This is a genomic window from Micromonospora ferruginea (assembly GCF_013694245.2).
Lineage (GTDB): Bacteria > Actinomycetota > Actinomycetes > Mycobacteriales > Micromonosporaceae > Micromonospora > Micromonospora robiginosa.
The window spans coordinates 65432-89936 of the sequence record NZ_CP059322.2 but is presented as its reverse complement, the minus strand read 5'-3'; the positions used below and the strand labels follow the sequence as shown (position 1 = coordinate 89936).

Annotated in this window: 24 protein-coding genes; 8 read left to right on the top strand and 16 right to left on the bottom strand. The window is 73.0% G+C overall.

Annotated elements, in window-relative coordinates; translation table 11 throughout:
- Positions 1-19: 19 nt before the first annotated feature.
- From H1D33_RS00480 to H1D33_RS00430, 11 genes are read right to left on the bottom strand one after another with little or no spacing between them, the layout of a single operon-like run.
- On the bottom strand, positions 20-1030 hold the full coding sequence (locus H1D33_RS00480; RefSeq protein ID WP_181569894.1) for an amidohydrolase family protein: 1011 nt from the start codon (positions 1028-1030) through the stop codon (positions 20-22).
- A complete protein-coding gene (locus H1D33_RS00475; RefSeq protein ID WP_181569895.1) occupies positions 1030-1554 on the bottom strand; it encodes a 3-hydroxyanthranilate 3,4-dioxygenase in 525 nt (174 codons plus the stop codon). Before H1D33_RS00475 ends, H1D33_RS00480 begins: the two co-directional genes overlap by 1 nt.
- Complete coding sequence (locus H1D33_RS00470) at positions 1551-2009, bottom strand: RidA family protein (protein ID WP_181569896.1); 459 nt, start codon at positions 2007-2009, stop codon at positions 1551-1553. The genes H1D33_RS00475 and H1D33_RS00470 overlap by 4 nt, the downstream gene beginning before the upstream one ends.
- A 20-nt stretch (positions 2010-2029) precedes the next feature.
- Positions 2030-2803 carry a 2-keto-4-pentenoate hydratase gene (locus H1D33_RS00465; RefSeq protein ID WP_181569897.1) on the bottom strand — a complete coding sequence of 258 codons (774 nt, stop codon included), beginning with the start codon at positions 2801-2803 and terminating at the stop codon, positions 2030-2032.
- A complete protein-coding gene (dmpG, locus tag H1D33_RS00460) occupies positions 2800-3858 on the bottom strand; it encodes a 4-hydroxy-2-oxovalerate aldolase (protein WP_181569898.1) in 1059 nt (352 codons plus the stop codon). The genes H1D33_RS00465 and dmpG overlap by 4 nt, the downstream gene beginning before the upstream one ends.
- On the bottom strand, positions 3855-4784 hold the full coding sequence (locus H1D33_RS00455; protein ID WP_181569899.1) for an acetaldehyde dehydrogenase (acetylating): 930 nt from the start codon (positions 4782-4784) through the stop codon (positions 3855-3857). Before H1D33_RS00455 ends, dmpG begins: the two co-directional genes overlap by 4 nt.
- Entirely contained in the window at positions 4781-5575 is a 795-nt protein-coding gene (locus tag H1D33_RS00450; protein ID WP_181569900.1) for a 2-keto-4-pentenoate hydratase, read from the bottom strand. Before H1D33_RS00450 ends, H1D33_RS00455 begins: the two co-directional genes overlap by 4 nt.
- 17 nt (positions 5576-5592) lie before the next feature.
- Positions 5593-7074 carry a 2-hydroxymuconic semialdehyde dehydrogenase gene (locus H1D33_RS00445; protein WP_181572520.1) on the bottom strand — a complete coding sequence of 494 codons (1482 nt, stop codon included), beginning with the start codon at positions 7072-7074 and terminating at the stop codon, positions 5593-5595.
- A gap of 20 nt (positions 7075-7094) precedes the next feature.
- Positions 7095-8426: an FAD-dependent oxidoreductase gene (locus H1D33_RS00440; protein WP_181569901.1), complete on the bottom strand. Its 1332-nt coding sequence runs from the start codon at positions 8424-8426 to the stop codon at positions 7095-7097.
- A complete protein-coding gene (gene kynU, locus H1D33_RS00435; RefSeq protein ID WP_181569902.1) occupies positions 8423-9706 on the bottom strand; it encodes a kynureninase in 1284 nt (427 codons plus the stop codon). Before kynU ends, H1D33_RS00440 begins: the two co-directional genes overlap by 4 nt.
- Positions 9707-9720: 14 nt before the next feature.
- Positions 9721-10599 (bottom strand): tryptophan 2,3-dioxygenase, encoded by an 879-nt coding sequence (locus H1D33_RS00430; protein ID WP_181569903.1) that lies wholly within the window; start codon positions 10597-10599, stop codon positions 9721-9723.
- A 147-nt stretch (positions 10600-10746) separates the two neighbouring features.
- Here H1D33_RS00430 and H1D33_RS00425 point away from each other — a divergent pair, with 147 nt between their 5' ends.
- The 3 genes from H1D33_RS00425 to H1D33_RS00415 all read left to right on the top strand — a co-directional run bounded on the left by H1D33_RS00425 (position 10747) and on the right by H1D33_RS00415 (position 12662).
- Positions 10747-11193, top strand: coding sequence for an Lrp/AsnC family transcriptional regulator (locus tag H1D33_RS00425; RefSeq protein WP_181569904.1), 447 nt, complete (start codon positions 10747-10749; stop codon positions 11191-11193).
- A gap of 109 nt (positions 11194-11302) precedes the next feature.
- Entirely contained in the window at positions 11303-11815 is a 513-nt protein-coding gene (locus tag H1D33_RS00420) for a hypothetical protein (RefSeq protein ID WP_181569905.1), read from the top strand.
- An 82-nt stretch (positions 11816-11897) separates the two neighbouring features.
- On the top strand, positions 11898-12662 hold the full coding sequence (locus H1D33_RS00415) for a class F sortase (protein WP_414685560.1): 765 nt from the start codon (positions 11898-11900) through the stop codon (positions 12660-12662).
- 13 nt (positions 12663-12675) lie between these two features.
- On the opposite strand, the gene H1D33_RS00410 is transcribed toward H1D33_RS00415, so the two are convergent.
- Complete coding sequence (locus H1D33_RS00410) at positions 12676-13215, bottom strand: HNH endonuclease (protein ID WP_181569907.1); 540 nt, start codon at positions 13213-13215, stop codon at positions 12676-12678.
- A 267-nt stretch (positions 13216-13482) separates the two neighbouring features.
- Here H1D33_RS00410 and H1D33_RS00405 point away from each other — a divergent pair, with 267 nt between their 5' ends.
- The 3 genes from H1D33_RS00405 (at position 13483) to H1D33_RS00395 (ending at position 16606) form a co-directional block, all read left to right on the top strand.
- Complete coding sequence (locus H1D33_RS00405; protein ID WP_181569908.1) at positions 13483-14556, top strand: mechanosensitive ion channel family protein; 1074 nt, start codon at positions 13483-13485, stop codon at positions 14554-14556.
- A gap of 232 nt (positions 14557-14788) precedes the next feature.
- Positions 14789-16156 carry an MFS transporter gene (locus H1D33_RS00400; protein ID WP_181569909.1) on the top strand — a complete coding sequence of 456 codons (1368 nt, stop codon included), beginning with the start codon at positions 14789-14791 and terminating at the stop codon, positions 16154-16156.
- A 78-nt stretch (positions 16157-16234) separates the two neighbouring features.
- Positions 16235-16606: a globin gene (locus H1D33_RS00395; RefSeq protein ID WP_181572521.1), complete on the top strand. Its 372-nt coding sequence runs from the start codon at positions 16235-16237 to the stop codon at positions 16604-16606.
- Positions 16607-16621: 15 nt separating this feature from the next.
- Here H1D33_RS00395 and H1D33_RS00390 read toward each other — a convergent pair whose 3' ends face one another.
- The 4 genes from H1D33_RS00390 to ettA all read right to left on the bottom strand — a co-directional run bounded on the left by H1D33_RS00390 (position 16622) and on the right by ettA (position 20139).
- Positions 16622-17209 (bottom strand): type III secretion system chaperone family protein, encoded by a 588-nt coding sequence (locus H1D33_RS00390; protein WP_181569910.1) that lies wholly within the window; start codon positions 17207-17209, stop codon positions 16622-16624.
- 131 nt (positions 17210-17340) lie between these two features.
- Positions 17341-18009, bottom strand: coding sequence for a DUF8185 domain-containing protein (locus tag H1D33_RS00385; RefSeq protein WP_181569911.1), 669 nt, complete (start codon positions 18007-18009; stop codon positions 17341-17343).
- On the bottom strand, positions 18006-18449 hold the full coding sequence (locus H1D33_RS00380; protein ID WP_181569912.1) for an acyl-CoA thioesterase: 444 nt from the start codon (positions 18447-18449) through the stop codon (positions 18006-18008). Before H1D33_RS00380 ends, H1D33_RS00385 begins: the two co-directional genes overlap by 4 nt.
- Before the next feature lie 13 nt (positions 18450-18462).
- On the bottom strand, positions 18463-20139 hold the full coding sequence (gene ettA / locus H1D33_RS00375; protein ID WP_181569913.1) for an energy-dependent translational throttle protein EttA: 1677 nt from the start codon (positions 20137-20139) through the stop codon (positions 18463-18465).
- Positions 20140-20467: 328 nt separating this feature from the next.
- Here ettA and H1D33_RS00370 point away from each other — a divergent pair, with 328 nt between their 5' ends.
- Positions 20468-21868, top strand: coding sequence for an alpha,alpha-trehalose-phosphate synthase (UDP-forming) (locus H1D33_RS00370; protein ID WP_091069502.1), 1401 nt, complete (start codon positions 20468-20470; stop codon positions 21866-21868).
- On the top strand, positions 21865-24465 hold the full coding sequence (gene otsB / locus H1D33_RS00365) for a trehalose-phosphatase (protein WP_181569914.1): 2601 nt from the start codon (positions 21865-21867) through the stop codon (positions 24463-24465). The genes H1D33_RS00370 and otsB overlap by 4 nt, the downstream gene beginning before the upstream one ends.
- The last annotated feature ends 40 nt before the right edge of the window (positions 24466-24505 follow it).

Below are 24505 nucleotides of genomic sequence, written 5' to 3'. Positions count from 1 at the left end.
GTATACGCCCCGAGGTTCTTTATATATCGACTCGGCCGAGGAAGCGCAGGGCGTTGCCGCCGAGCAGCGCGGCCCGCTGCGCGTCGGTGAGGAAGTCGGAGCGGTGCACCACCTGCCCGACCGGCCGCTCCCCCAGCGGATACGGGTAGTCGCTGCCGAGCAGCACCCGATCGGCGCCCATGGTGTCCACCAGCAGCCGCAAGGCGGCCGGTTCGAACACCACCGAGTCGACGCTGAACCGGTCGACGTAGGAGCTGGGCGGCGCGCCGGACGCACCGCGTACCAGGTCGCCGCGGCGGTGCCAGGCGTTGTCGGCGCGGCCCAGCCAGAACGGGAAGCTGCCGCCACCGTGGGCGAAGCAGATCCGCAGCGTCTCCGGCACCCGGTCGAAGACGCCGCCGAGGATCAGCGCCAGCACCGACAGGTGCGTCTCGGCCGGCATCCCGGTCAGCCAGCGGGCCATCCACCGGTTCAGCCGGGGCCCGCCGGGCATGTCCCACGGGTGCACGAAGACCGGCGCGCCGACCTCGGCGCAGTGGGTCAGGAACGCCACGATGCCGGCGTCGTCGAGGTCCCGGTCGCCGACGTGGTTGCCGATCTCCACCCCGGCGTGCCCGGCGGCGAGGCAGCGGTCCAGCTCGGCGCAGGCCAGGTCGGCGTCCTGCAACGGCACCTGGCAGAACGGCACCAGCCGGTCACCGCCGGCGGCGGTGACCTCCAGGGTCAGGTCGTTGAAGATCCGGGCCACCTTGACCGCCTGGTCGGCCGGGCGGTCGTAGCCGAAGAAGACCGGGGTGGGCGACACCACCTGCACGTCGACGCCGTCGGCGGCCATGTCGGCGAGCCGGGTGGGCGCGTCCCAGCACGGCGCCCCGACCGGCCGGAACTCCGTCTCCCCCACCATGATCATGGCGGCGCGCTCGGAGTCCACCCGCAGCCACGGCCAGCCGGACCCGCCGCAGGCCGCGGCGAGGTCCGGCCACCCCTTCGGTACGACGTGCGTGTGCACGTCCACCACCGGCAGCGGCATCAGCCCTTGCCCGGGTGCAGCGCGCCGCAGTTGTCGCAGGTGCGGGCCTTCTCGTCGGCGTAGAACGCGGCGAAGACCGGGGGCAGGTCGGCGGCGATGTCACGCACCTGCAACTCGACCTCGTGCACCTTGTGGCTGCACTCGGCGCAGTACCACTGGAACTTCTCCAGCGTGCCCTCATCGCGGACCCGCTCGATCACCATGCCGATCGAGCCGGCCTCCGGACGCTGCGGCGAGTGCGGGGTGTTGCGCGGCAGCATCCACATCTGCCCCTCGCGCACGTGCACCGTACGCGGACCCTCGGGCGTCATCAGGTTGACGTGCATGTTGCCCTTGACCTGGTAGAAGAACTCCTCGTACGGGTCGACGTGGAAGTCGGTGCGCTGGTTCGGCCCGCCCACCACCATGACGATGAAGTCGTCGCTGCCGGGCAGCATCTCCTTGTTGCCCACCGGCGGCTTGAGCAGGTGCTGGTTCTCCCCGATCCAGCCGGTGAAGCTGAACGGCTCGGCGATCTCACTCATGACGGACCTCCCGACGGCAGTAGGGCGACGGCCTGCATCTCGATCAGCAGGTGCGGGTGCGGAAGCTGGTGCACGGCCACCGTGGTCCGGGTCGGACCGGTGGCGTCGAAGAACTCCGCCCACACCTCGTTGTAGCCACCGAAGTCGTTCATGTTGACCAGGTAGCTGGTGACCTGCACCAGGTCGGCCAGGTCGGCGCCGACCGAGCGCAGCAGGTCCCGGATGTTCCCGATCACCGCCCGGGTCTGCTCCCGGACGTCCAGGTCGGTGGTGCCGAACTCGTCCACCGACACACCGGCGAACGTGTTGTCCGGCCGGCGTGCCGACGTACCGGAGACGAAGACGAACCCGCCGGCCACCTTGACGTGCGGGAACGCCCCGCGCGGCACGGCCTTCCCGGCGACGACCCGGCCGGTCGCTGGGCCGCTTTTCGTTCGCGACTGCGGGGCTCGCAAAACCGGCTCACTCCTCGCGCTCACGGGATTGCCTTCAGCGAGGCGGAACCCAGCTTCTCCACGGTGGCGCGCACGTGCGCGCCCGGGCGCAGCGGCACCGCGGCGGTGGCCGCGCCGGCCAGGAAGACCCAGCCCCTGCGCAGCCGGACGCCGTGCCGGCCGGCCAGCCGCAGGCCCTCGTCGAGCGCGCGGCGCGGGTCGCCGAGGATCGCCGCGGTCGAGCCGACCTGCGCCACCCGCCCGTCGATCTCCAGCAGCACGCCCAGATTGTCCAACCCGTCCGGCACCGGCGACCAGGGCCCGATCGCGAACGCGGCGGCCGAGGTGTTGTCCGCGACCACGTCCGGCAGGGAGAAGGTGAAGTTCGCGTACCGGGAGTCGATCAGCTCGATCGCCGGGGCGACCGCGCGGACCGCGCGGGTGAACGAGCCGACCGGCTCGCCCGGGTCGGGCAGCCGGTCCAGCAGGAACGCCACCTCCGGCTCGACCCGGGGGTGGATGAAGTCGGCGGTGTCGACCGTCCCGCCGTCGGGCACCCGCATCACGTCGGTGAGCCGGCCCCAGATCACCTCGTCCACGCCGACCTGGGCCATCTTGGCCTTGCTGGTCAGCCCCATCTTCAACCCGACCAGCCGCTCGCCGCGGTCGAGGCGGCGCCGCACCAGCGCCTCCTGCACCGCGTACGCGGTGTCCACGTCGAGGCCGGTCTCGGCGGCGAGCTGCGGAATCGCGGTGGCGGAGTCCGCCGCCGCGCCCAGCTTCTCCGCGATCCCCGCGACGTCCGGACCGATCATGAGGTCTGCTCCTTGCCGGCCAGGTCCAGTGCCACGTCCACGATCATGTCCTCCTGACCACCGACCATCCGGCGGCGGCCCAGCTCGACCAGGATGGAACGGACGTCCACCCCGTACTTCGCCGAGGCCCGCTCGGCGTGGCGCAGGAAGCTGGAGTAGACGCCCGCGTACCCCAGGGAGAGCGTCTCCCGGTCGACCTGCACCGGCCGGTCCTGCAACGGGCGGACCAGGTCGTCGGCGGCGTCCATCAGCGCGAACACGTCGCAGCCGTGCTTCCAGCCGTGCAGCTCGGCGACCGCGACGAAGACCTCCAGCGGGGCGTTGCCGGCGCCCGCGCCCATTCCGGCCAGCGACGCGTCCACCCGCACGGTGCGCCCGGACGGCGAGCCGAGCGGGCCGTCGCCGAGGATCCGGCCGTGCTCGACCGCCAGCACGCTGTTCGCCACACCCAGCGACAGGTTGTGGTGCGCGTGGATGCCGATCTGCGTCTCCGGCGCCAGCACCTGCCGGTACGCGTCGACGCGCTGCGCCACGTCGGACATCAGCAGCCGTCCGCCGGAGTCGGTGACGTAGACGCAGTGCGCGCCGTACGACTCCATCAGCCGGGCCTGGGCGGCCAGCCCGGCCGGGTCGTTGAGGTGCGACATCATCAGGAACCCGGAGACGTCCATGTCGTTCTCCCGGGCCCAGGCGATGTGCTGGGCGGAGATGTCCGCCTCGGTGCAGTGGGTGGCGATCCGCACGCTGGTCACGCCGAGCGCCTTCGCCGCCTTCAGGTCGGCGATCGTGCCGATGCCGGGTAGCAGCAGCGTGGTGAGCCGGGCGTTCGTCAGCACCTCGGCGGCGGCCGAGATCCACTCCGCGTCCGAGGCCGCGCCGTGGCCGTAGTTGACGCTGGAGCCGGCCAGCCCGTCACCGTGCGCCACCTCGATGGCCGCCACCCCGGCCGCGTCCAACGCGGCGGCGACGGTCCGGACCTGGTCGACGGTGTAGCGGTGGGCGATGGCGTGCATGCCGTCGCGCAGCGTCACGTCCTGGATGTAGAGGTCGGTCATCGCGCGGCCACCTCCCGCAGGGCCACCAGCCGCTCGGCGGTGCGCAGCGCGGCCGACGTCATGATGTCCAGGTTCCCGGCGTACGCGGGCAGGTAGTGCCCGGCGCCGGAGACCTCCAGGAAGACCGACACCTGAAGGCCGGTGACGTGCCGGCCGAGCACCGGCGCGTACGTGTCCACCGGGTCGAACTGCACCTCCTGCTTGAGCCGGTAGCCGGGCACGTACTCCTGCACGGCCCGCACCATGTCGGCCACCGAGTCGGCGATCTCCACCCGGTCCGCGTCGGCGTCCGGGCAGAGGCAGTAGACGGTGTCCCGCATGAGCAGCGGCGGGTCGGCCGGGTTCAGCACGATGATGGCCTTGCCGCGTTCGGCGCCGCCGACCACCTCGATGGCCCGCGCGGTGGTCTCGGTGAACTCGTCGATGTTGGCCCGGGTGCCCGGTCCCGCCGACTTCGAGGCGATCGAGGCGACGATCTCCCCGTACGCGACCGGGGTGACCCGGCCGACCGCGTGCACGATCGGCACGGTGGCCTGCCCGCCGCAGGTGACCATGTTGACGTTCGGCTCGTGCAGGTGCTCGTCCAGGTTGACCGGCGGCACCACGTACGGGCCGATCGCGGCCGGGGTCAGGTCGACCACGGTCCGGCCGTGCGCGCGCAGCACCTCGTCGTGGTGGCGGTGCGCGCCGGCCGAGGTGGCGTCGAAGACCAGCTCGACGTCGGCGAACTCGTCCATCGCGACCAGGCCGTCGACGCCCTCGGCGGTGGTGGCCACGCCGAGCCGGCGGGCTCGGGCCAGGCCGTCGGAGGCCGAGTCGATGCCGGCCATCGCCACCATCCGCAGTTCGGTGCTCAGGCGCAGCACCTTGATCATCAGGTCGGTGCCGATGTTGCCCGACCCGAGCACCGCCACCCCGACAGTCATGAGGTCTCCTTCGAGAAGCAGGTCCGCACCGAGCCGAGCCCGGAGATCCGCGCCTCGTACGCGGCGCCCGGCGTGACCGGCACCATCGGGCCGAGCGCGCCGGACAGCACCACGTCACCGGCCTTCAGCGGGTCACCGGCGCGGGCCATGGTGCCGGCCAGCCAGCGCAGCGCGTGCAGCGGGTTGCCGAGGCAGGCCGCGCCCGCGCCCACCGAGACCGGCTCCCCGGCGTGCTCCAGCACCATCCCGCACAGCCGCAGGTCCACGTCGGCGAGCCGGCGCGGCGCGGTGCCGAGCACGAACAACCCGCTGGACGCGTTGTCCGCCACGGTGTCCACGATGGAGATGTCCCAGTCGGCGATCCGCGAGTCGACGATCTCGATGGCCGGCAGCACGTGGTCCACCGCCCGGATCAGGTCGACCGTGGTGACCCGCTCATCCGGCAGGTCCGCGCCGAGCACGAAGGCGATCTCCGCCTCCACCCGGGGCTGGAGCAGCCGGCCGATCGACACCTCCTCGCCGTCGCCGACGGCCATGTCGTCGAAGAGCACCCCGAAGTCGGGCTGGAAGACGCCGAAGCTCTCCTGCACGGTCCGGGAGGTCAGGCCGATCTTCGCGCCGACCCGGCGGTGCCCCTTGCCCAGGCGCTGCCGGGTGTAGACCTGCTGCGCCTGGTACGCGGCCTCGACGTCGCCCTCCGGCAGCAGCCGGCCGCGCAGCGGCGGGCAGGGTTTCCCCTCCTGCCGGGCCACCGCCAGCTCCCGGTTGGCGGCCTCGATGTCCACGGTCATGTCGGCTCCTCGCCCGTTCATGTCAGGTCCACGCAGACGTTCGTCAACTCCGAGTAGAAGGCCAGCGAGTGCACGCCGCCCTCGCGGCCCACCCCGGACGCCTTCACCCCGCCGAACGGGGTGCGCAGGTCACGCAGGAACCAGGTGTTGACCCAGACGATGCCGGCGTCCAGTCGCACCCCGGCCCGGTGCGCCCGGCCCACGTCCCGGGTCCACACGGTCGCCGCCAGGCCGTAGTCGGTGCCGTTGGCCAGCGCGTACGCCTCGTCCTCGTCGTCGAACGGCGCCACGTGCACCACCGGGCCGAAGATCTCCTCGCGGTTGGTGCGGGCGTCCGCCCCGAGCCCGGTGAGCACCGTCGGCTGCACGTACGCGCCGCCGTCGCGGGCGTCGCCGAAGCGCGGCGTGCCGCCCCCGGCGCGCACCTCGGCGCCCTCGGTGCGGGCCAGCGCGTAGTGGCCGAGCACCTTGTCCCGGTGCGCGTGCGAGATCAGCGGCATGTTCGCCGTCGCCTCGTCCGCCGGCCAGCCGTACGCCAGCTCGTCGGCGCGCTTCGCCAGCCGCGCGGTGAACTCCTCGAACACCGGCCGCTGCACGTAGATCCGCTCGGTGCAGAGGCAGACCTGGCCGCCGTTGGTGAAGCTGGACCGCACCGAGCCGGCGACCGCCGCGTCCAGGTCGGCGTCGGCGAAGACCAGGCCGGCGTTCTTGCCGCCCAGCTCGAAGCTGACCGCCTTCACCCCGTCGGCGGCGGCGCGCATGATGGCGCTGCCGGTGGCCGACTCGCCGGTGAACGTGATCGCGTCCACGCCCGGGTGCCGGGTCAGGTGCTCGCCGGCCGAGCCGGGCCCGAACCCGTGCACCAGGTTGAACACGCCGTCCGGCACACCGGCCGCGGCCATCACCTCGGCCAGCAGCGTGGCCGACGCCGGGGTCTCCTCGCTGGGCTTGACCACCACCGCGTTGCCGCAGGCCAGGGCCGGGGCGACCTTCCAGGTGAGCAGCAGCAGCGGCAGGTTCCACGGCACGATGACCGCGACCACGCCGACCGGCTTGCGGACCGCGTAGTTGAGCGCCCGGCCGCCGGTCGGGGTGACCGTGGTGAACGACTCGGTCGGCGCGGTCGCCACGATCTCGGCGAACGCCCGGAAGTTGGCCGCGCCGCGCGGGATGTCCAGCGTGCGGGCCTGCGAGATGGCCTTGCCGGTGTCGGCGACCTCGGCCGCGACCAGGTCGTCGAAGCGGCGTTCCAGCTCGTCGGCGACCCGGCGCAGCACCTCGGCGCGCTCCCGCTCCCCCATCCGGCCCCACGGGCCGCGCAGCGCGGCCCGGCCGGCGGCCACCGCGTCGTCGACCACCGTGGACGACGCCTCGACCACCTCGAACACGGGTTCGCCGGTGACCGGGCTGCGCTTGGTGAACCGGGGGCCGGCGTCGACGAACGCGCCGCCGACGAAGTTGCGCAGCAGGCCGGGCCCGTCCGGCGCGTGCCCGGTCATCAGCCGCGGGTCCCAGAGCGTCATCGCCGCCTCCCCAGCGCCGCGCCGACGCCGGCGGCCAGCAGCGCCGCCGCCCCGGCCGCGACCGCACCGACCGTCGCGTACTGGCGTCGCACCCGGCGGCGCACCTCGGCGTACGGGGTGGTGGAGAACGACACCAGCTCGTACTGGGAGACGTAGCGGCCGGGCAGCGCCCGTTCCAGCGCGTGCTCGACCTTCTTGCGGGTGCGGAACACCGGGGAGGCGACCTTGTCCCGCATCTCCACGAAGTTGGCCAGCGCCATCCGGGCGATCGCCTCGGCGTCGTCCTGGCGGCGGCGCTGGAACAGCGGCAGCGCGGCGGCCCACTCGTCGTCGCACTCGTCCAGGCACCGGTCCAACGCGACGACGTCCTCGAACGCGCAGTTCGCGCCCTGGCCGTAGAACGGCACGATGGCGTGCGCGGCGTCGCCGACCAGGCCGACCGTGCCGGCCACCTGCCACGGGGTGCAGCGCACCGTGCCGAGCACGCCGACCGGGTTGTGCTGGTAGTCGTCGACCAGGTTCGGCGCCAGCGGGACCAGGTCCGGGTAGTGGGTGGCGAAGAACCGTTCGATCGCGGCCGGGCTGCTCAGCGACGCGAAGCTGCTGGTGCCGTGGGTGGGCCAGAACAGCGTGCAGGTGAACGAGCGGTCCGGGTTCGGCAGCGCGATCATCATCGAGGTGCCACGCGGCCAGATGTGCAGCGCGCCCGGGTCCAAGGCGAACTCCCCGCCGATCGGCGGGATGGTCAGCTCCTTGTAGCCGTAGTCGAGGAAGTCGAGGCTCTCGGTCAGGCCCCCGTACGCCAGCAGTTGCCCGCGCACCGCGGAGCCGGCGCCGTCGGCACCGAGGACGACCGGCGCGGTGGCGGTGACCTTGCCCCGCGGCGTCTCGAACGTCATCTCGCCGCCGACCGGGTCGAGGCCGACCAGCCGATGGTCGAACGCGACCCGCACGCCGGGCAGCGCGGCGGCGGCGTCGAGCAGCGCGTTGTTCAGCGCGCCCCGGCTGATCGAGTTGATCGCCCGGTCCCCGGAGACGCTGTACGACTGGAACTGCGGCTCGCCCTCGACCGGGTGGATCATCCGCCCGCGCATCGGCAGCGCGTCCGCCATCACCTGCCCGTCCAGGCCGATGCGGCGCAGCGCGTCGAGGCCGCGCTCGGAGAGCGCCAGGTTGATCGAGCGGCCCCGCTCGACCGTGCCGGTGCGCGGGTCCGGCCGGCGTTCGTAGAGGGCGACCGGGTAGCCGCGCCGGGCCAGGAAGCAGGCCAGCAGGCAGCCGGCCAACCCGGCCCCGACCACCGCGATCTCGTCGCGTTCCGTGCTCATCGGCCCTCCTCCGGCGACACCGTCGCGGCCAGCGCCTCGGCGACCCGCCAGCAGTCGTGGTACGTCGAGTAGAGCGGCACCGGAGCGAACCGGACGATGTCCGGCTCCCGGGCGTCGGCGATCACACCGTGCTCGTGCCGCAGCCGCTTGGTCAGCTCGCTCGCGCTCCCGGTGCCGATCCTCACCGAGAGCTGGCAGCCGCGCCGGGCCGGGTCGCGGGGCGTGACCACGGTCAGCGGCCGGCCGGGCGTCACCTCGTCGAGCAGCCGCTCCAGCCAGCCGGTGAGCCGCAGGCTGCGCTCCCGCAGCGCCGGCATGCCGACGGCGTCGAACAGCTCCAGCGAGGTGCGCACCGGACCCATCGCGAAGATCGGCGGGTTGGAGATCTGCCAGGCCTCCACGGTGGCCGGTGGCCGGGACGTCGGCGTCATCTCGAACCGGGTGGCCGCTTCGGTGCTCCACCAGCCCTCGAACCGCGGCAGCGCGGGGTCGCCGAGGTGGCGTTCGTGGACGAAGACGCCGCCGAGCGCGCCCGGCCCGGAGTTGAGGTACTTGTAGGAGCACCAGGCCGCGAAGTCCACGTCCCAGTCGTGCAGCGCCAGCGGCACGTTGCCGGCCGCGTGCGCGAGGTCCCAGCCGACGACCGCGCCGGCGGCCCGCCCGGCGGCGGTGATCGCCGGGATGTCCATCAGCTCGCCGGTCAGGTAGTTGACGCCGCCGAGCAGCAGCAGCGCGACGGTGTCCCCCTCGGCCGCCAGGAAGTCGGTGACGTCGGACGTGCGCAGGGTGTCCTCGCCCGGGCGGGGCGTGAGCCGCACCACCGCGGCGTCCGGGTCGAGGCCGTGGAAACGGGCCTGGCTGCGCACCGCGTAGCTGTCCGACGGGAACGCGCTGTCCTCGATGACGATCCGGGTGCGCTCGCCCGCCGGGCGGTAGAAGCTGACCATCAGCAGGTGCAGGTTGACCGTCAGCGAGTTCATCACCACGGTCTCGGTGGGCAGCGCGCCGACCAGCCGGGCGGCCGGCGCGGTCAGCAGCTCGTGGTAGGACAGCCAGGGCCGTGCCGCCTCCAGGTGCCCCTCCACGCCCAACCGGCGCCAGGCGTCCAGGTCGGCGGCGAGTTCGTCGGCGGTGGCCCGGGGTTGCAGGCCCAGCGAGTTGCCGGCCAGGTAGGCCGCGTCGGGGTGCCGCCCGCCCTCGGCCGGCGGCACGTGGAACAGGTGCCGGTGGCCGGGGTCGGCGGCGTCGAGCCGGTGGGCTTCGCTCTCGGGGGTGTGCATCGGTTCTTCTCCGGTCACATCGCGGTACGGGCCGACCACAGCTCCGGGAAGACCACCCGGGCCATGCTGCGCTGCAACCATGCCAGCCCGGCCGAACCGCCGCTGCCCACCTTCGCGCCCATGGTGCGCTGCACCGCCTTGACGTGGTTCCAGCGCCAGTCGCCGAACTGCTCGGCCACCTCGGTCAACGCGTCGCCGAGCAGCCGCAGGTGGTTGTCCGGCCCGCCGTCGCCGTAGACGCGCACCCAGGCCGCCTCGACGCTCGGGTGCGACTCGTGCTCGACCGTCACGTCCCGCTCCAGCAGCTCGGCCGGCAGGGCGAAGCCACGGCGGGCGAGCAGCGCGACCACGTCGTCCCAGAGGCTCGGCGTGGCCAGCGCGGCGGTCAGCTCGGCGTGCACGTCGGTCTGCCGGCGGAACGGGCGGATCAGCGCCGGGTCCCGCAGGCCGAGCAGGAACTCCAGTTGCCGGTACATCGCCGACTGGAAACCGGAGCCCTCGCCGAGGCGGTCGCGGAAGCGGTTGAAGTCGGCCGGGGTCATCCACCGCAGCCCCTGCCAGGCCGCGTTGAGCCCCTCCAGGTGCAGCGCGGCGCGGCGCAGCGGCGGCAGCGCCTCCCAGACCCGGTTGGCCCGTACCTCGCGCTGGGCGTGCCGCAGCTCGTGGCAGGTCAGCTTGAAGTACAGCTCCATGATCTGGCTGACCATCAGGAAGGACATCTCGCCCGGGTCCTCGCTGAGCGGCTGCTGGAGCCGGTGCAGCGTGCTGGCGTGGACATAGGCGTCGTAGGGCACGCGCTCGGCGAACTCCAGCGTCGGCTCGCCGCCGTTGCGCGCCGCCCGGGCGGCCCGCTGCTGCGGGCTGGCCGGGCGCACCGCCGTCGTGTGTTCCACCGTCTTCTCCGTCCGTGCGCGGGGTAGACGCCATGATCCCGCCGCCGGACGGGCGGACGGAATGCCTGTTCAACGGCGGTAGGGTGGGCTGACCTCACGAACTGAAAGCATCTCGGGTCATCGACTTCACGGAAGAAAGGTCACCGCGTGGACGACATGGACTGGGCGCTGCTGCGCGAGCTCCAGGCCGACGCCCGGCTCTCCTACAGCGAGCTGTCCCGCCGGGTGCACCTGTCGCCGCCGGCGGTCGCGGAACGGGTCCGCCGGCTGGAGGAGTCCGGGGTGATCACCGGCTACCACGCGCACGTGGACCTGAGCCGGGCCGGGCGGACCGTGCTCGCGCTGATCCGGATGTCCTGCTACGGCGCCCGCTGCATCCTCAACGACCCGGACGTGGCGCGCTGGCCGCAGATCATGGAGATCCACCGCATCACCGGCGACGCGTGCAGCATGCTCAAGGTCGCCGCCGGGTCGATGGGCGAGTTCGAGGCGGTGATCGACCGCCTGGCCCCCTACGGCCAGCCCGCCAGCACCATGGTCCTGTCGACGCCGCTCGCCTGGCACCCGGTGGAGAAAGGAGGGGCCCCCGCTTAACGCCTCCGGTAGAGGAGGGGGCCCCTGTTAACAGCCCCGCTGACCGGGAAGGCAGCCCCCGCTGCCCGTCAGCGGGTCCGGTGCGACGCCGCACCGGGAGGGGAGAACCATGCGAGGGCTTCTGTCACATCGTGCGCTGTCGTCCGTCCTGGGCCTGCTCGGTCTGGTCGCGGCGTTCGTCCTGACCACGGCCGTACCGGCCCGGGCCGGGGAGAGCGTGTTCATCGAGGTGACGCCGAACAGCGTCCAAGCCGGCTCCCGGGTGAACCTGCGGGCCGGCTGCGACACCAACAACAACCGGCAGGCGCAGGTCACCTCGGACGCGTTCGGCCGGGTGACGTTGCGCTCGAACAACGGCTTCCTGACCGGCGCGGTCACCGTGCCCGGCAACAAGCCGCCGGGCGACTACCCGGTGAACCTGGACTGCGCCAACGGCAACACCGCCTCGACCATGCTCACCGTGCTGAACATGTCGCAGCCGAGCAAGGGCCCGGCGACCGGCGGCGGGGGCACCGCGACCGGTGGTCGGGGCGCCGGCTCGCTGCTGCTCGTCGGCGGCCTGGTGGCGGTGGCCGTGGTGGCCGGCGTGAGCGCCCGCCGCAAGACCGGTAGCCGCGTCTGACTCCGGTGCCGTCATGGCCCACTCACCGCGCCGCCACGGCGCCGGCCGGCGACGCCGCCGGCCACCGGAGGAGACCGGGCGGATCCGGGCCGCGCTGCGGCCGGTCTCGGCCGCCGCGCGCCGGTTCGGCCACGCCGCCGGGCACGCCTTCTCGGCCAGCGTCACCACCGCCGACCCGCAGGCCCGCCCGGTCGCGGCCCGCGCCGCGCCGGCCACCACCCGCCGGTACGCCCCGAGCCGCGGCCCCGGTGTCCCGGTGCTGGTGGTGGCGGCCCTGATGGCGATGATCGTGGCCATGCTCGGGGTGGAGCGGGTGACGGGCGCCAGCGTGCTGCCGGACCGAATCGTCGCGGGCCTGCGCCCGCCGCCGAAGAAGTTCCCGGTGCTGCCGGCCAGCCCGCCGACCGACCTGACCATCGGCAAGCTCGACCTGCGGGCGCCGGTGCACCGGGTGGGCATCGCGCCCGACGGCAGCATCGCGGTGCCGGACGTGGGCCGGGCCGGCGAGGTCGGCTGGTACGACCAGGGCCCCACCCCCGGCCAGTACGGCCCGGCGGTGCTGGTCGGGCACGTCGACACCACCTCCGGGCCGGCCGTCTTCCACGGGCTGCGGGAACTCGACGACGGCGACCGGATCGAGGTGACCCGGCAGGACCGCTCGGTGGCGGTCTTCGAGGTGACGTCGATCGAGCGCTACGGCAAGGAGAAGCTGCCGGTGCAGGAGGTCTACGGGGACTTCAGCCGTCCCGCCCTGCGGCTGATCACCTGCGGCGGGCGGTGGGTGGGCGGCGAGACCGGCTACGCCGACAACCTGGTCGTCTACGCCTCGCTGGTCCAGGCGCGCTGAGCGCCCGGCCGGCTCAGGCCGCCTCGGGCTCGGCCTCGCGCAGGTCGAGCCAGTCCGCCCAGCGCGGGTCGGGGGCCCGGTGGCCGAGCACCCGCCAGGCGTTGCCCTTCGGCGCCACCGGCGGGTGGTGCAGCCGCCAGCCCAGCTCGGCCGGGGTCTTGTCGCCCTTGGTGTGGTTGCACCGGGCGCAGGCGGCGACCACGTTCTCCCACGCGTGCCGGCCGCCCCGGCTGCGCGGGAAGACGTGGTCGATGGTCTCCGCCGGCCCCCGGCAGTAGGCGCACCGCCACCCGTCCCGGGCGAAGATCGCCCGGCGGGAGAGCCCGACGTGGGTGCGGTAGGGCACCCGGACGTAGCGGGTCAGCCGCACCACCGAGGGGATCGGGAGCGCGTTGCGCGCGCTGTGCAGGATGCCCTCGCCGTCGGCGACGCAGACCGCCTTGGCGGAGAGCACGAGGATGGCGGCCCGACGCACCGACACGACGCACAGGGGTTCGTAGGTGGCATTGAGAACGAGCGCACCGGAGCCCGCCGTGGGTCGTATGTCAGGCATCGCGCTCACCCTCCCGGTCCAGCCGCTCCCGCCGCCGCAGGTGCCGGGACCGCCGGCGCGCAGCGCGCGACGGCCCTGGCGCCGGCCGGGATCACCGACGTCCGTTGGGCCAATAGTCCCTGATCGCGCCCAGGAATGCACGCACTAATCCGGGGTACCCCCTTCGGGACTGACCCCGGCGTGCCAGGATGACCGGTTCCGCCCGGGATGATCGTCGGCCCGGAGCCACCGCCCGGGCGGCGGGTCCGTGCGGACCGTCCGCCGCCGGTGCGGTACGAAAGCACGGTGAACGTCTCCGACCTGATCACCGCGCTGCTGTCCGCGTTCTCCGACCGGCGCCCGGACTGCCAGGGCAGCACCTCCTGCGAGTTCCTCTACCGGCTCACCGGGTCCGCCTGGTTCGCCGAGAGCAGCTACTGGGTGTTGCTCAAGCCGCTGCGGGTGGCCCTGATCCTGCTGATCGCCGTGGCCGCCCGCTGGGCCCTGCACCGGACCATCAACCGGCTGGTGCGCACCACCACCCAGGGCACGGTGCCGACCATGCTGCGTCCGCTGCGCGAACGGATCCCCAGCGCCACCCTGGACCCGGAGCAGTTCGTGCCGGAGCGGCGGCGGCAGCGGGCCGAGGCGATCGGGTCGGTGCTGCGCAGCCTGGTCACCGCGTTCGTCTTCGGCATCGCGCTGCTGATGATGCTCAAGGAGTTCAGCTTCGACCTGGCGCCGCTGCTGGCCAGCGCGGGGATCGCCGGCGTGGCGCTCGGCTTCGGCGCGCAGAGCCTGGTCAAGGACCTGATCGCCGGCCTGTTCATGCTGATCGAGGACCAGTACGGCGTGGGCGACACGGTCGACCTGGGCGAGGCGACCGGCGTGGTGGAGGCGGTGGGCCTGCGGGTGACCACGGTGCGCGACGGCCGGGGCGTGCTCTGGTACATCCGCAACGGCGAGATCGTCCGGGTCGGCAACAAGAGCCAGGGTTGGGCGCTGGTCGTGGTGGACCTGCCGATCGGCTTCGCCGGCACCGAGGAGGCCACCGCGGTGCTGCGGACGGCGGCGGCGTCGGTCACGCTGGACCCGGAGCTGGCCTCGATGATCGTGGAGCAGCCGGAGGTGCTCGGCGTCGAGCAGGTGACGGTCGACGGCTCGGTGATCCGTACCGTCGTCAAGACCACCGCCGACGGACAGTTCGCGGTCGGCCGCGAGCTGCGCCGCCGGCTGGCGGAGGCGTTGGAGAACTCCGGGATCACCGCCCAGATCGCCGCCGCCCGGCTCTATCCCGGGCTGCCGCCGCAGCCGCCACGGCCGTCCCGGGCCGAGGGCACGGGCACCGGCGGGGCGACCTGAGGCCGGGCGCGGGCGGACGATTTCGGGGGTCGCGCGTCGCGCGGCCCCTCGGGTATCGTCCGTTCGTTCAGTCGGAGATGCGACGATCTATCCGTTCGCCCTAGTCAGTTGTCAGACGATCGGGCAGAATCCGGGAAACACCCTCCACCGGGGAGGGTGTTCGTGTCCTCGCCGATCGGTTGATCTGACGACGGTTCCCGGTCGGGCCATCACAAGTGGCCGGCCCGGAACGATGGAGGCGACGGTGTCCGACCAGCGGCCCGCCCAGGAGAGCCCGGCCACCTTCCGTGACGTCTTCGGTCAGCCGGAGTTCCGCGCCCTCTTCGCGGCCAACGTCCTGTCGTGGGTCGGCGACTACCTCGCCAAGGCCGCGGTCACCGTGCTCGTGCTGCGCGAGACCCAGTCGGTGGCGCTCTCCGCCGCCGCGTTCGCGGCCAGCTACCTTCCCTGGCTGATCGGCGGCCCGCTGCTCTCGGCGCTCGCCGAACGGCACCGCTACCGCCGGGTGATGGTGCTCTGCGACCTGATCCGGATGGCGCTGATGGTGCTGGTCGCCATGCCCTTCATGCCGGCCTGGTCGATCCTCGCCCTCGTCTTCCTGGCGACGCTGGCCAACCCGCCGAGCCAGGCGGCGCGCTCGGCGCTGCTGCCGCACATCCTCACCGGCGACCGGGTGGTGATGGGCCTCACCGTCACCACCAGCGCGGGCCAGGCCGCCCAGGTGGTCGGCTACCTGGCCGGCGCGGCGATCGCGGTGCTGAACCCGAGCACCGCCCTGCTGATCAACGCGGGCACGTTCGCCGCGTCGGCCGCACTGGTCCGCTTCGGCCTGCGGGACCGCCCTCCGGCCATGACCGAGGCGCACCGCAGTCACCTGCTGCGGGAGACCGCCCAGGGGTTCCGGATCGTCTTCGAGCGGCCGGTGCTGCGGGCCATCGCGGTGCTGGTGTTCAGCGCCATGCTCTTCTCGATCGTCCCCGAGGGGCTCGCCGCCGGCTGGGCCGCCGACCGGACCGGCGGCGGGGTGGACGCCGGCGCGGCCCAGGCGGGCATCATGGCCGCCAATCCGGTGGGATACGTCCTCGGCGGGCTGGTCATCGCCCGGCTGACCGGCCCGGCCCGTCGGCTGACGCTGATGCCGGTGCTGGCGGTCCTGGCGCCGGCGGTGCTCGTACCCTCGATCTTCGACCCGCCGCCGGCCGTGGTGGCCCTGCTGGCCGGCGCGTGCGGCTTCGCGGTCGGCGGGCTCGTCCCGGTCGCCAACGGCCTCTTCGTGCAGGCGCTGCCGGACGGCTACCGGGCCCGGGCGTTCGGGGTGATGGCGAGCGGCACCCAGATCATCCAGGGGGCCTCGGTGCTGGCCACCGGCGCGCTGGCCGAGCGGTTCGGCATCCCGACGGTGGTCGGGCTCTGGAGCGCGGCCGGGGTGCTCCTGATGCTCGGCACGGCGATCACCTGGCCCCGCCCGGCGACGATCGAGGCGGCCGTCGAGAGCGCCCGGGCCGAGTCGGCGACCCTGGGCGCGCACCCGCCGCAGCGGGGGCCGGCGGCGGGCGACCGGGGGCGGGAGCACGGCCGGCACCGGCACGCGGTGACGTGACGCGCGCCGCCCGGAGGACGGGCGCGGGTGCCGGGTGGCACCTGGCAGGATGGAAACGTGACTTCCCCAGGCGAGTCGATGACGCTGTTCGAGGCGATCGGCGGTGAGCCCGCCTTCCGCAAGCTGGTCGACGTGTTCTACGCCGGCGTCGCCGACGACCCGCTGCTGCGGCCGATGTACCCGGAGGAGGACCTCGGTCCGGCGGCGGACCGGCTGACCCTCTTCCTGATCCAGTACTGGGGCGGCCCGCGGACCTACTCGGAGCAGCGCGGGCACCCGCGGCTGCGGATGCGGCACGCCCCGTTCCGGATCGGCGCCGCCGAACGCGACGCCTGGCTGCGGCACATGCGGCAGGCGGTCGACGCGCTGGACCTGCCGCCGCAGCTCGCCGTCGCGCTCTGGGACTACCTGGAGCGGGCCGCCTACTTCATGGTGAACGCGGAGGACTGACCCACCGGCGGACGCTCAGAGCAGGGCGCCCTCGTCGTGCAGCCAGTCGACGAACGTGGTGGCCACCGCCGCGCCGCAGTCGAGCATCTCGACCAGGAGCGCGTCGTGGGTGCCGGCGCCGAGCGGGACCTGCAACTCGGCGTAGATCGGCAGTTGGCCGCGCTCGGTCGGGTCGCCGATGTAGGCCTTGCAGAACCGACGGGTGTGGTTCCACTCGTTGACCACCCGGTAGGCCCGGTCGGCCCAGTCCGGCGGCACGGTCGCGTGTGGACGGGCCCGCATCACCAGGATCTCGTCCTCCGGGCCCTCCAGCGCGACCAGCACCGCGTGTCGCTCCCACATGGCCAGCAGGTTGCCGTCACCGTCGGCCAGGTAACGCACGTCGAGCAGGTCGAGCGCGTCGCAGACCCGGCCGAGGGTGACCGGGGCGACCGTGGCCGGCATGTCCGCGATGACGGACCGCTCGGGCGTCACCGCCGCGTCGTCACCCGGCTGGCGCGGGGTCGGTGGCCCGACCCGGACGGCGTCGTCCACTGTGGTCCCGCTTCGAGTCTCCGGATCGCCGCCACCGGCGGGACCGGGGCGCCATGACCACCACGGCATCGCTCGCGCACCTCACTCCCCAGCGGATCCAGCCGCCTACGGTGCGTTGGATCCGAGGATGGACGGTACCCGGACAGCCGGCAGGAGGCATCCCCCCAACGACCGCCCCGGCCCGGAAGAATGATGCCGGGTCATCCGTTCGGATGAACTCGGATAGGCGTGAGTGCAAGGTCCGCGACGGTCCGCGACCATGCCGCCCCGTACGGCCCGATCAGGCCGACCCAACGGCCGGCCACCCGCACCTGAACGTCGCCGGCGCCGAGGAAGCCCATCCGCACCACGCCCTGCACCAACCGCTGCGACACCTCCACCGGCGCCGCCGGCGCGTCGTCGGGGGTGACCACCACCGCGACGTGGTCCAGCAACGCGTCCCGCAGCACCCGCTGGCCGACCGCCCGGCCCGCCACCCCGTGGGTGGCCGCCTCGCGCAGCGTGCCGGCCGCCGCGTCCGCGATCCGGCGCAGCTCCGCGCCGGGCAGCACCTCGACCGGTCGGCTGGCCGGCGGCGGCAGCGGCCAGCGCCAGCCGTCGTCGCGCCGCCGGGGCAGCGCCGCGCCCTCGGCGGAGAGTTCGGCCAGCAGGTCGCCCGCGGCGACCGTGACGTCGCCGGGCGCCGTGCCGGGCACGGTGCGCACCACCAGCACGTCCCACGGCAGGCGGGCCCAGAGGGCGGTCCGGCCGGCGCCGGGCACCGGCCGGAGCCGGACCAGCACCGCCGGGTCGAGCCGCACCAGGCGGGCCAGGAAGGCGCCGGCGTCGGCCACCCCGGTCAGCCCGTGCCCGGCCGCCGGCCCGGTCATCCGGTGAGCCCGGGCGCGTAGCGGAGCAGGAACGCCCGCTCGTCGGCCGAGATCCGGCGCGGCCGCTGGACGGACAGGTCGAACGGGACCAGCACCGAGCGGGCGGTGCCGGCCAGCACGTCGCCGTCGTACAGCTCGTAGGCGACCGAGAAGGACGCGGCCCGGATCTGGTCGACCCACAGCTCGATCCGCACCGTCGGGGCCGCCTCCGCGCTGGACCGGCCGAGCGCGTAGTCGACCGGGCGCAGGTAGTCGACCTCGTGCCGGCGGATGACCACCCCGTCGGCGAACGAGTCGACCCCCCACGCCCGGCCGCCGGCGAACATCATCGCCACCCGGGCCTCCTCGTAGAGCGTGAGGAAGCGGGCGTTGTTGACGTGGCCGTACGCGTCCAGGTCGGACCAGCGCAGCGCACAGTGGTAGACGAACCGGTCAGACAAGGGTCAGCACCGGTCAGTCACGGGTGAGCTTGCGGTAGGTCACCCGGTGCGGGCGGGCCGCCTCGGCGCCGAGCCGGTCGATCTTGTTCTTCTCGTACGCCTCGAAGTTGCCCTCGAACCAGAACCACCGCGACGGGTCCTCGTCGGTGCCCTCCCAGGCGAGGATGTGCGTGGCGACCCGGTCCAGGAACATCCGGTCGTGGGAGATGACCACGGCGCAGCCGGGGAACTCCAGCAGCGCGTTCTCCAGGCTGGAGAGCGTCTCCACGTCCAGGTCGTTGGTCGGCTCGTCGAGCAGGATGACATTGCCGCCGATCTTGAGCGTCAGCGCCAGGTTGAGCCGGTTCCGCTCGCCGCCGGAGAGCACCTTGGTCGGCTTCTGCTGGTCCGGCCCCTTGAAGCCGAACGCGGCGATGTACGCCCGGGACGGCATCTCGACCTTGCCCACCATGAGGTGGTCCAGCCCGTCCGAGACGACCTCCCAGACGGTCTTGTCGCCGTCCAGGCCCTGCCGGTTCTGGTCGACGTACGACAGCGAGACGGTCGGGCCGACCTTGACCTCACCGCCGGTCGGCTGCTCCAGCCCGACGATGGTCTTGAACAGCGTGGTCTTGCCGACACCGTTCGGGCCGATGATGCCGACGATGCCGTTGCGCGGCAGCGAGAACGACAGGTTGTCGATCAGCACCCGGTCGCCGAAGCCCTTGGTCAGGTTGTGCGCCTCGATGACGGTGCTGCCCAGGCGGGGGCCCGGCGGGATCTGGATCTCCTCGAAGTCCAGCTTGCGGGTCTTCTCCGCCTCGGCGGCCATCTCGTCGTAGCGGTCGAGGCGGGCCTTGGACTTGGTCTGCCGCGCCTTGGCGTTCGACCGGACCCACTCCAGCTCCTCGGAGAGGCGCTTCTTCATCTTGGCGTCGCGGCGTCCCTCGACGGAGAGCCGGGCGGCCTTCTTCTCCAGGTAGGTGGAGTAGTTGCCCTCGTAACCGATGGCCCGGCCGCGGTCCAGCTCCAGGATCCAGCCGGCCACGTTGTCGAGGAAGTACCGGTCGTGGGTGATGGCCAGGACGGTGCCGGCGTACTTGGCCAGGTGCTGCTCCAGCCACTGCACGCTCTCCGCGTCCAGGTGGTTGGTGGGCTCGTCGAGCAGCAGCAGGTCGGGCGCCTCCAGCAGCAGCTTGCACAGCGCGACCCGGCGGCGCTCACCACCGGAGAGCTGGGTGACGTCGGCGTCCGGCGGCGGGCAGCGCAGCGCGTCCATGGCCAGTTCGAGCTTGGAGTCGATGTCCCACGCGTCGGCGTTGTCCAACTCCTCCTGGAGCCGGCCCATCTCCTCCATCAGCTCGTCGGAGTAGTCGGTCGCCATCTGCTCGGCGATCTTGTTGAACCGCTCCAGCTTCGACTTGGTCTCGGCGACCGCCTCCTCGACGTTGCCCAGGACGGTCTTGGCGTCGTTCAGCGGCGGTTCCTGCGCCAGCATGCCGACGGTGAAGCCGGGCATGAGCCGGGCCTCGCCGTTGCTCGGCCGGTCCAGCCCTGCCATGATCTTGAGCAGGCTGGACTTGCCGGCGCCGTTGGGGCCGACCACACCGATCTTGGCACCGGGCAGGAAGCTCAACGTCACGTTGTCCAGCACGACCTTGTCGCCGTGCGCCTTACGTGCCTTCTCCAGGACGTAGATGTAGTGAGCCACGGTGCGGGCTACCTCCGTCGGTTGCGATCGCGGGCTTGCGGGTGCGGGGCGCGGGCTTCGACTCCGCCCGCCGCCGCGGGCCGGGAGCCGGCCGCGCGCACGCCGTCGTCAATCCTGACAGGTACGGGCGGCCCCGCCCACATCACCCCACCCCAGCACCGGTACGGCGGGTCGGGCGTGCCCCCCGGGCCGCCGGTGTCGACAAGATCACGGGAGGGTTCGGCGCTTTCCGGGCGGGTAGAGGAGTCCGGCACGGGGGATCAGACGCCGCAGCTACGCTCAGTACGCTCATCGCGGTGGACCCGTCAGTACCCGGAGGTGGCCGATCGTGACCGTCCGCAGCTCCTTTGTCGTAGTGGCCAACCGCCTGCCCGTCGACGAGGTGAGCACACCCGAGGGGCGGCAGTGGCGGCGCAGCCCGGGCGGCCTGGTGACCGCGCTGCACCCGGTGCTCGCCGAACACCAGGGCACCTGGGTCGGCTGGGCCGGTGGCACCGGCGCCGCGCCCGAGCCGTTCGACCTGGAGGGGATCCGGCTGCACCCGGTGCCGTTGAGCGCCGAGGAGCTGGAGCGCTACTACGAGGGCCAGTCCAACGCGACGATCTGGCCGCTCTACCACGACGCGGTGGAGACACCCGCCTACAAGCGGCGCTGGCGCGAGGCGTACCGCCTGGTCAACGCCCGGTTCGCGGAGGCCGCGGCGGACGTGGCGGCCGAGGGCGCCACGGTCTGGGTGCAGGACTACCAGCTCCAGCTCGTGCCGGCGATGCTGCGCGAGCTGCGCCCCGACCTGAAGATCGGGTTCTTCCTGCACATCCCGTTCCCGCCGATCGAACTGTTCATGCAGATGCCGTTCCGGGCCGAGATCCTGCGCGGCCTGCTCGGCGCGGACCTGGTCGGTTTCCAGCAGCGGCTGGCGGCGCAGAACTTCGTCCGGCTGGCCCGGCACCTGCTCGGCCTGCGCTACGAGGGGCAGATGATCCAGGTCGACGGCCGGCAGGTGAAGGCGGGCGCGTTCCCCATCTCGATCGAGACCCGGGAGATGGAGCGGCTGGCCGAGGACCCGGCGATCCAGGCCCGCGCCAAGCAGATCCGCGAGGAGCTGGGCAACCCGAAGACGATCATCCTGGGCGTCGACCGGCTCGACTACACCAAGGGCATCGAACTCCGGCTCAAGGCCTTCCGCGAACTCCTCGCTGACGGAAAGTTGACAGTTCCGGACGCGGTTATGGTGCAGGTCGCCACGCCCAGCCGCGAGCGCGTGGAGCACTACCAGGCACTTCGGGTGAAGGTGGAACGCGAGGTTGGCCGGATCAATGGTGAATTCGGCCGGGTCGGCGTGCCGGCGGTGCATTATCTGCATCAGTCGTACAGTCGCTCCGAACTGGCCGCGATGTACGTCGCGGCCGACGTGATGATGGTGACCCCGCTGCGAGACGGAATGAATCTGGTGGCCAAGGAGTACGTCGCATCGCGCGCCGACCAGGGCGGCGCGCTCGTGCTCAGTGAGTTCGCCGGCGCCGCCACCGAGCTGCGCCAGGCGTTCCTGTGTAATCCGCACGACCCGGACGCGGTGAAGGACGCGTTGCTCCGGGCCGTGCACGTCGAAAAGCCCGAAGCCCGCCGCCGGATGCGCGTCATGCAGCGCCATCTGCGCAGCCACGACGTCGGCCACTGGGCCAAGTCGTTCCTCAGCGAGCTGGGTGTCCCCGATACGGAGGCTGCGTGACCTCGCCCGCCGCCGCCACCACGACCGGTGGCGTGCTCGACCCGGAACTGCGCGCCGCGATCGGCCGCATCGCCCGGATCCCCCAACTCCTCGTCGCCTGCGACTACGACGGCACACTCGCGCCGATCGTCGAGGACCCGACGAAGGCCGTACCGCTGCCCGAGTCGGTGGCCGCGATCCGCGCGCTGGCCTCGCTGCCGCAGACCAGCGTCGCGGTGGTCTCCGGCCGCGCGCTGCGCGACCTGGCCACCCTCTCCCGGCTGCCGAGCGAGGTGCACCTGGTCGGCAGCCACGGCTCGGAGTTCGACATCGGCTTCGTCGAGCGGCTGAGCCCGGAGCTGATCGCGGTCCGGCACCGGCTCCGCCAGGAGCTGCGCGACATCGCCGCCGCGCACCCCGGCGTCCGGCTGGAACGCAAGCCGGCCAGCGTCGCCGTGCACACCCGCGGGGTCGACCCGCGGATCGCCGCCGCGGCCGTCGAGGCGGTCCGCAACGGGCCCGCCACCTGGGACGACGTCACCGTCACCCAGGGTAAGGAGGTCATCGAGCTGTCCGTGGTGGCCACCCACAAGGGCACCGCGGTCGATCAGCTCCGCACCCAGCTCGCGGCCGGCGCGGTGCTGTTCATCGGCGACGACGTCACCGACGAGAACGCATTCGGCAACCTCCAGGGGCCGGACGTCGGCATCAAGATCGGTCCCGGCGAGACGCAGGCCGACTACCGGGTGGCCGAGCCGATCGAGGCGGCGCGCGCGCTGGGCCTGCTGCTGGAGACCCGGCGGCACTGGCTCTTCGGCGAGCGGGCGGTGCCGATCGAGCGGCACTCGATGCTCGCCAACGGGCGCACGGTCGCGCTGGTCACCCCGGAAGCCAAGATCACCTGGCTGTGCCACCCCAAGCCGGACTCGGCGGCGATCTTCGCCGACCTGGTCGGCGGCAGCCCGGCCGGGCACTTCACGGTCGGCCCGGAGCGCGGCGGCATCCCGCTCGGCCAGCGCTACCGCAGCAACACCATGACGGTGGAGACCCGCTGGTCCGGCCTGACCGTCACCGACTGGCTGGACCTGCCCGCCCGGCAGACCACGCCGGACGACCCGGCCGTGGTCAGCGGCGACTCCACCCTGGTCCGGGTGCTCAGCGGCACCGGTCGGGCCCGCGTCGAGTTCGCGCCGCGCCCCGAGTTCGGCCAGGTCGCGGTGCAGCTCCAGCCGCTCGACGACGGGCTGCTGGTGCTCGGCTCCAACGAGCCGGTCGCGCTGCACTCACCCGGCGTCGAGTGGGAGGTCACCAACGACGCCGGGTACGAGACCGCGAAGGCCGTGGTGGACCTGTCCGCCCTCGGCGGGCAGGTGGTGCTGGAGCTGCGCTTCGGCACGCAGAGCCTGGAGCCGCACCGGGTGCCGGTGCACGAGCGGCAGGCCGCCGCCGAGCAGCCCTGGAAGGACTGGGTCGCCTCGCTGCGGCTGCCCACCACCGCCAAGGACCTGGTCGCCCGCAGCGCGCTGACCCTGCGCGGGCTCACCCACGAGCCGACCGGCTCGATCCTCGCCGCGGCGACCACCTCGCTCCCCGAGGAGCTGGGCGGCGTCCGCAACTGGGACTACCGCTACTGCTGGCTGCGGGACGCGGCGATGACCGCGCGGTCACTCGTCGACCTGGGCTCCACCGAGGAGGCCGAGGGGCTGCTGCGCTGGATCGACGGCGTGGTGGAGCGCACCGGCGGGCACCCGGAACGGCTGCACCCGCTCTACACCGTCGACGGGTACGAGTTGGGCGCCGAGGCGGTCATCGACACGCTGCCCGGCTACGCCGGCTCCCGGCCGGTGCGGGTCGGCAACCTCGCCAACCACCAGCTCCAGCTCGACGTCTTCGGCCCGGTCGCCGACCTGATCGCCGCGGTGGCCGACGCGCGGGGCTCGGTCCGCGACGACGAGTGGCGGGTGCTGGAGAACATGGTCGAGGCGGTCCGCCGCCGCTGGCACGAGCCCGACCACGGCATCTGGGAGGCCCGCCTCCCACCCCGGCACCACGTCTTCTCCAAGGTCATGCTCTGGATGACCGTCGACCGGGCGCTGCACGTGGTGCGCCAGCACGGCGGCGAGGACCGGCCGGAGTGGGTCGACCTGCGCGACCGGATCGGGGCCAACGTGCTGGAGCACGGCTGGCACCCGGACGCCGAGGCCTACAGCGTCGCGTACGGGCACGACGAGATGGACGCGTCGTCGCTCTGGATCGGCCTGTCCGGGCTGCTTCCCGGCGACGACCCGCGCTTCCTCTCCACCGTGCTGAAGATCGAGGCGGACCTGCGCAGCGGCCCGGTGGTCTACCGCTACCACTGGGACGACGGCCTGCCCGGCCGGGAGGGCGGCTTCCACATCTGCACGGCGTGGCTGATCGAGGCGTACCTGCGCACCGGCCGCCGCACCGACGCCGAGGAGCTGTTCACCCAGATGGTCGACACGGCCGGCCCCACCGGCCTGCTCCCCGAGCAGTACGACCCGCTCGCCGAGCGGGGCCTGGGCAACCACCCCCAGGCGTACAGCCACCTGGGCCTGATCCGCTGCGCCCTGCTCCTGGACAACATGCTCAAGCAGTAACCCCAACGCGGCCCGGGACCCCCGGTCCCGGGCGCCCTGC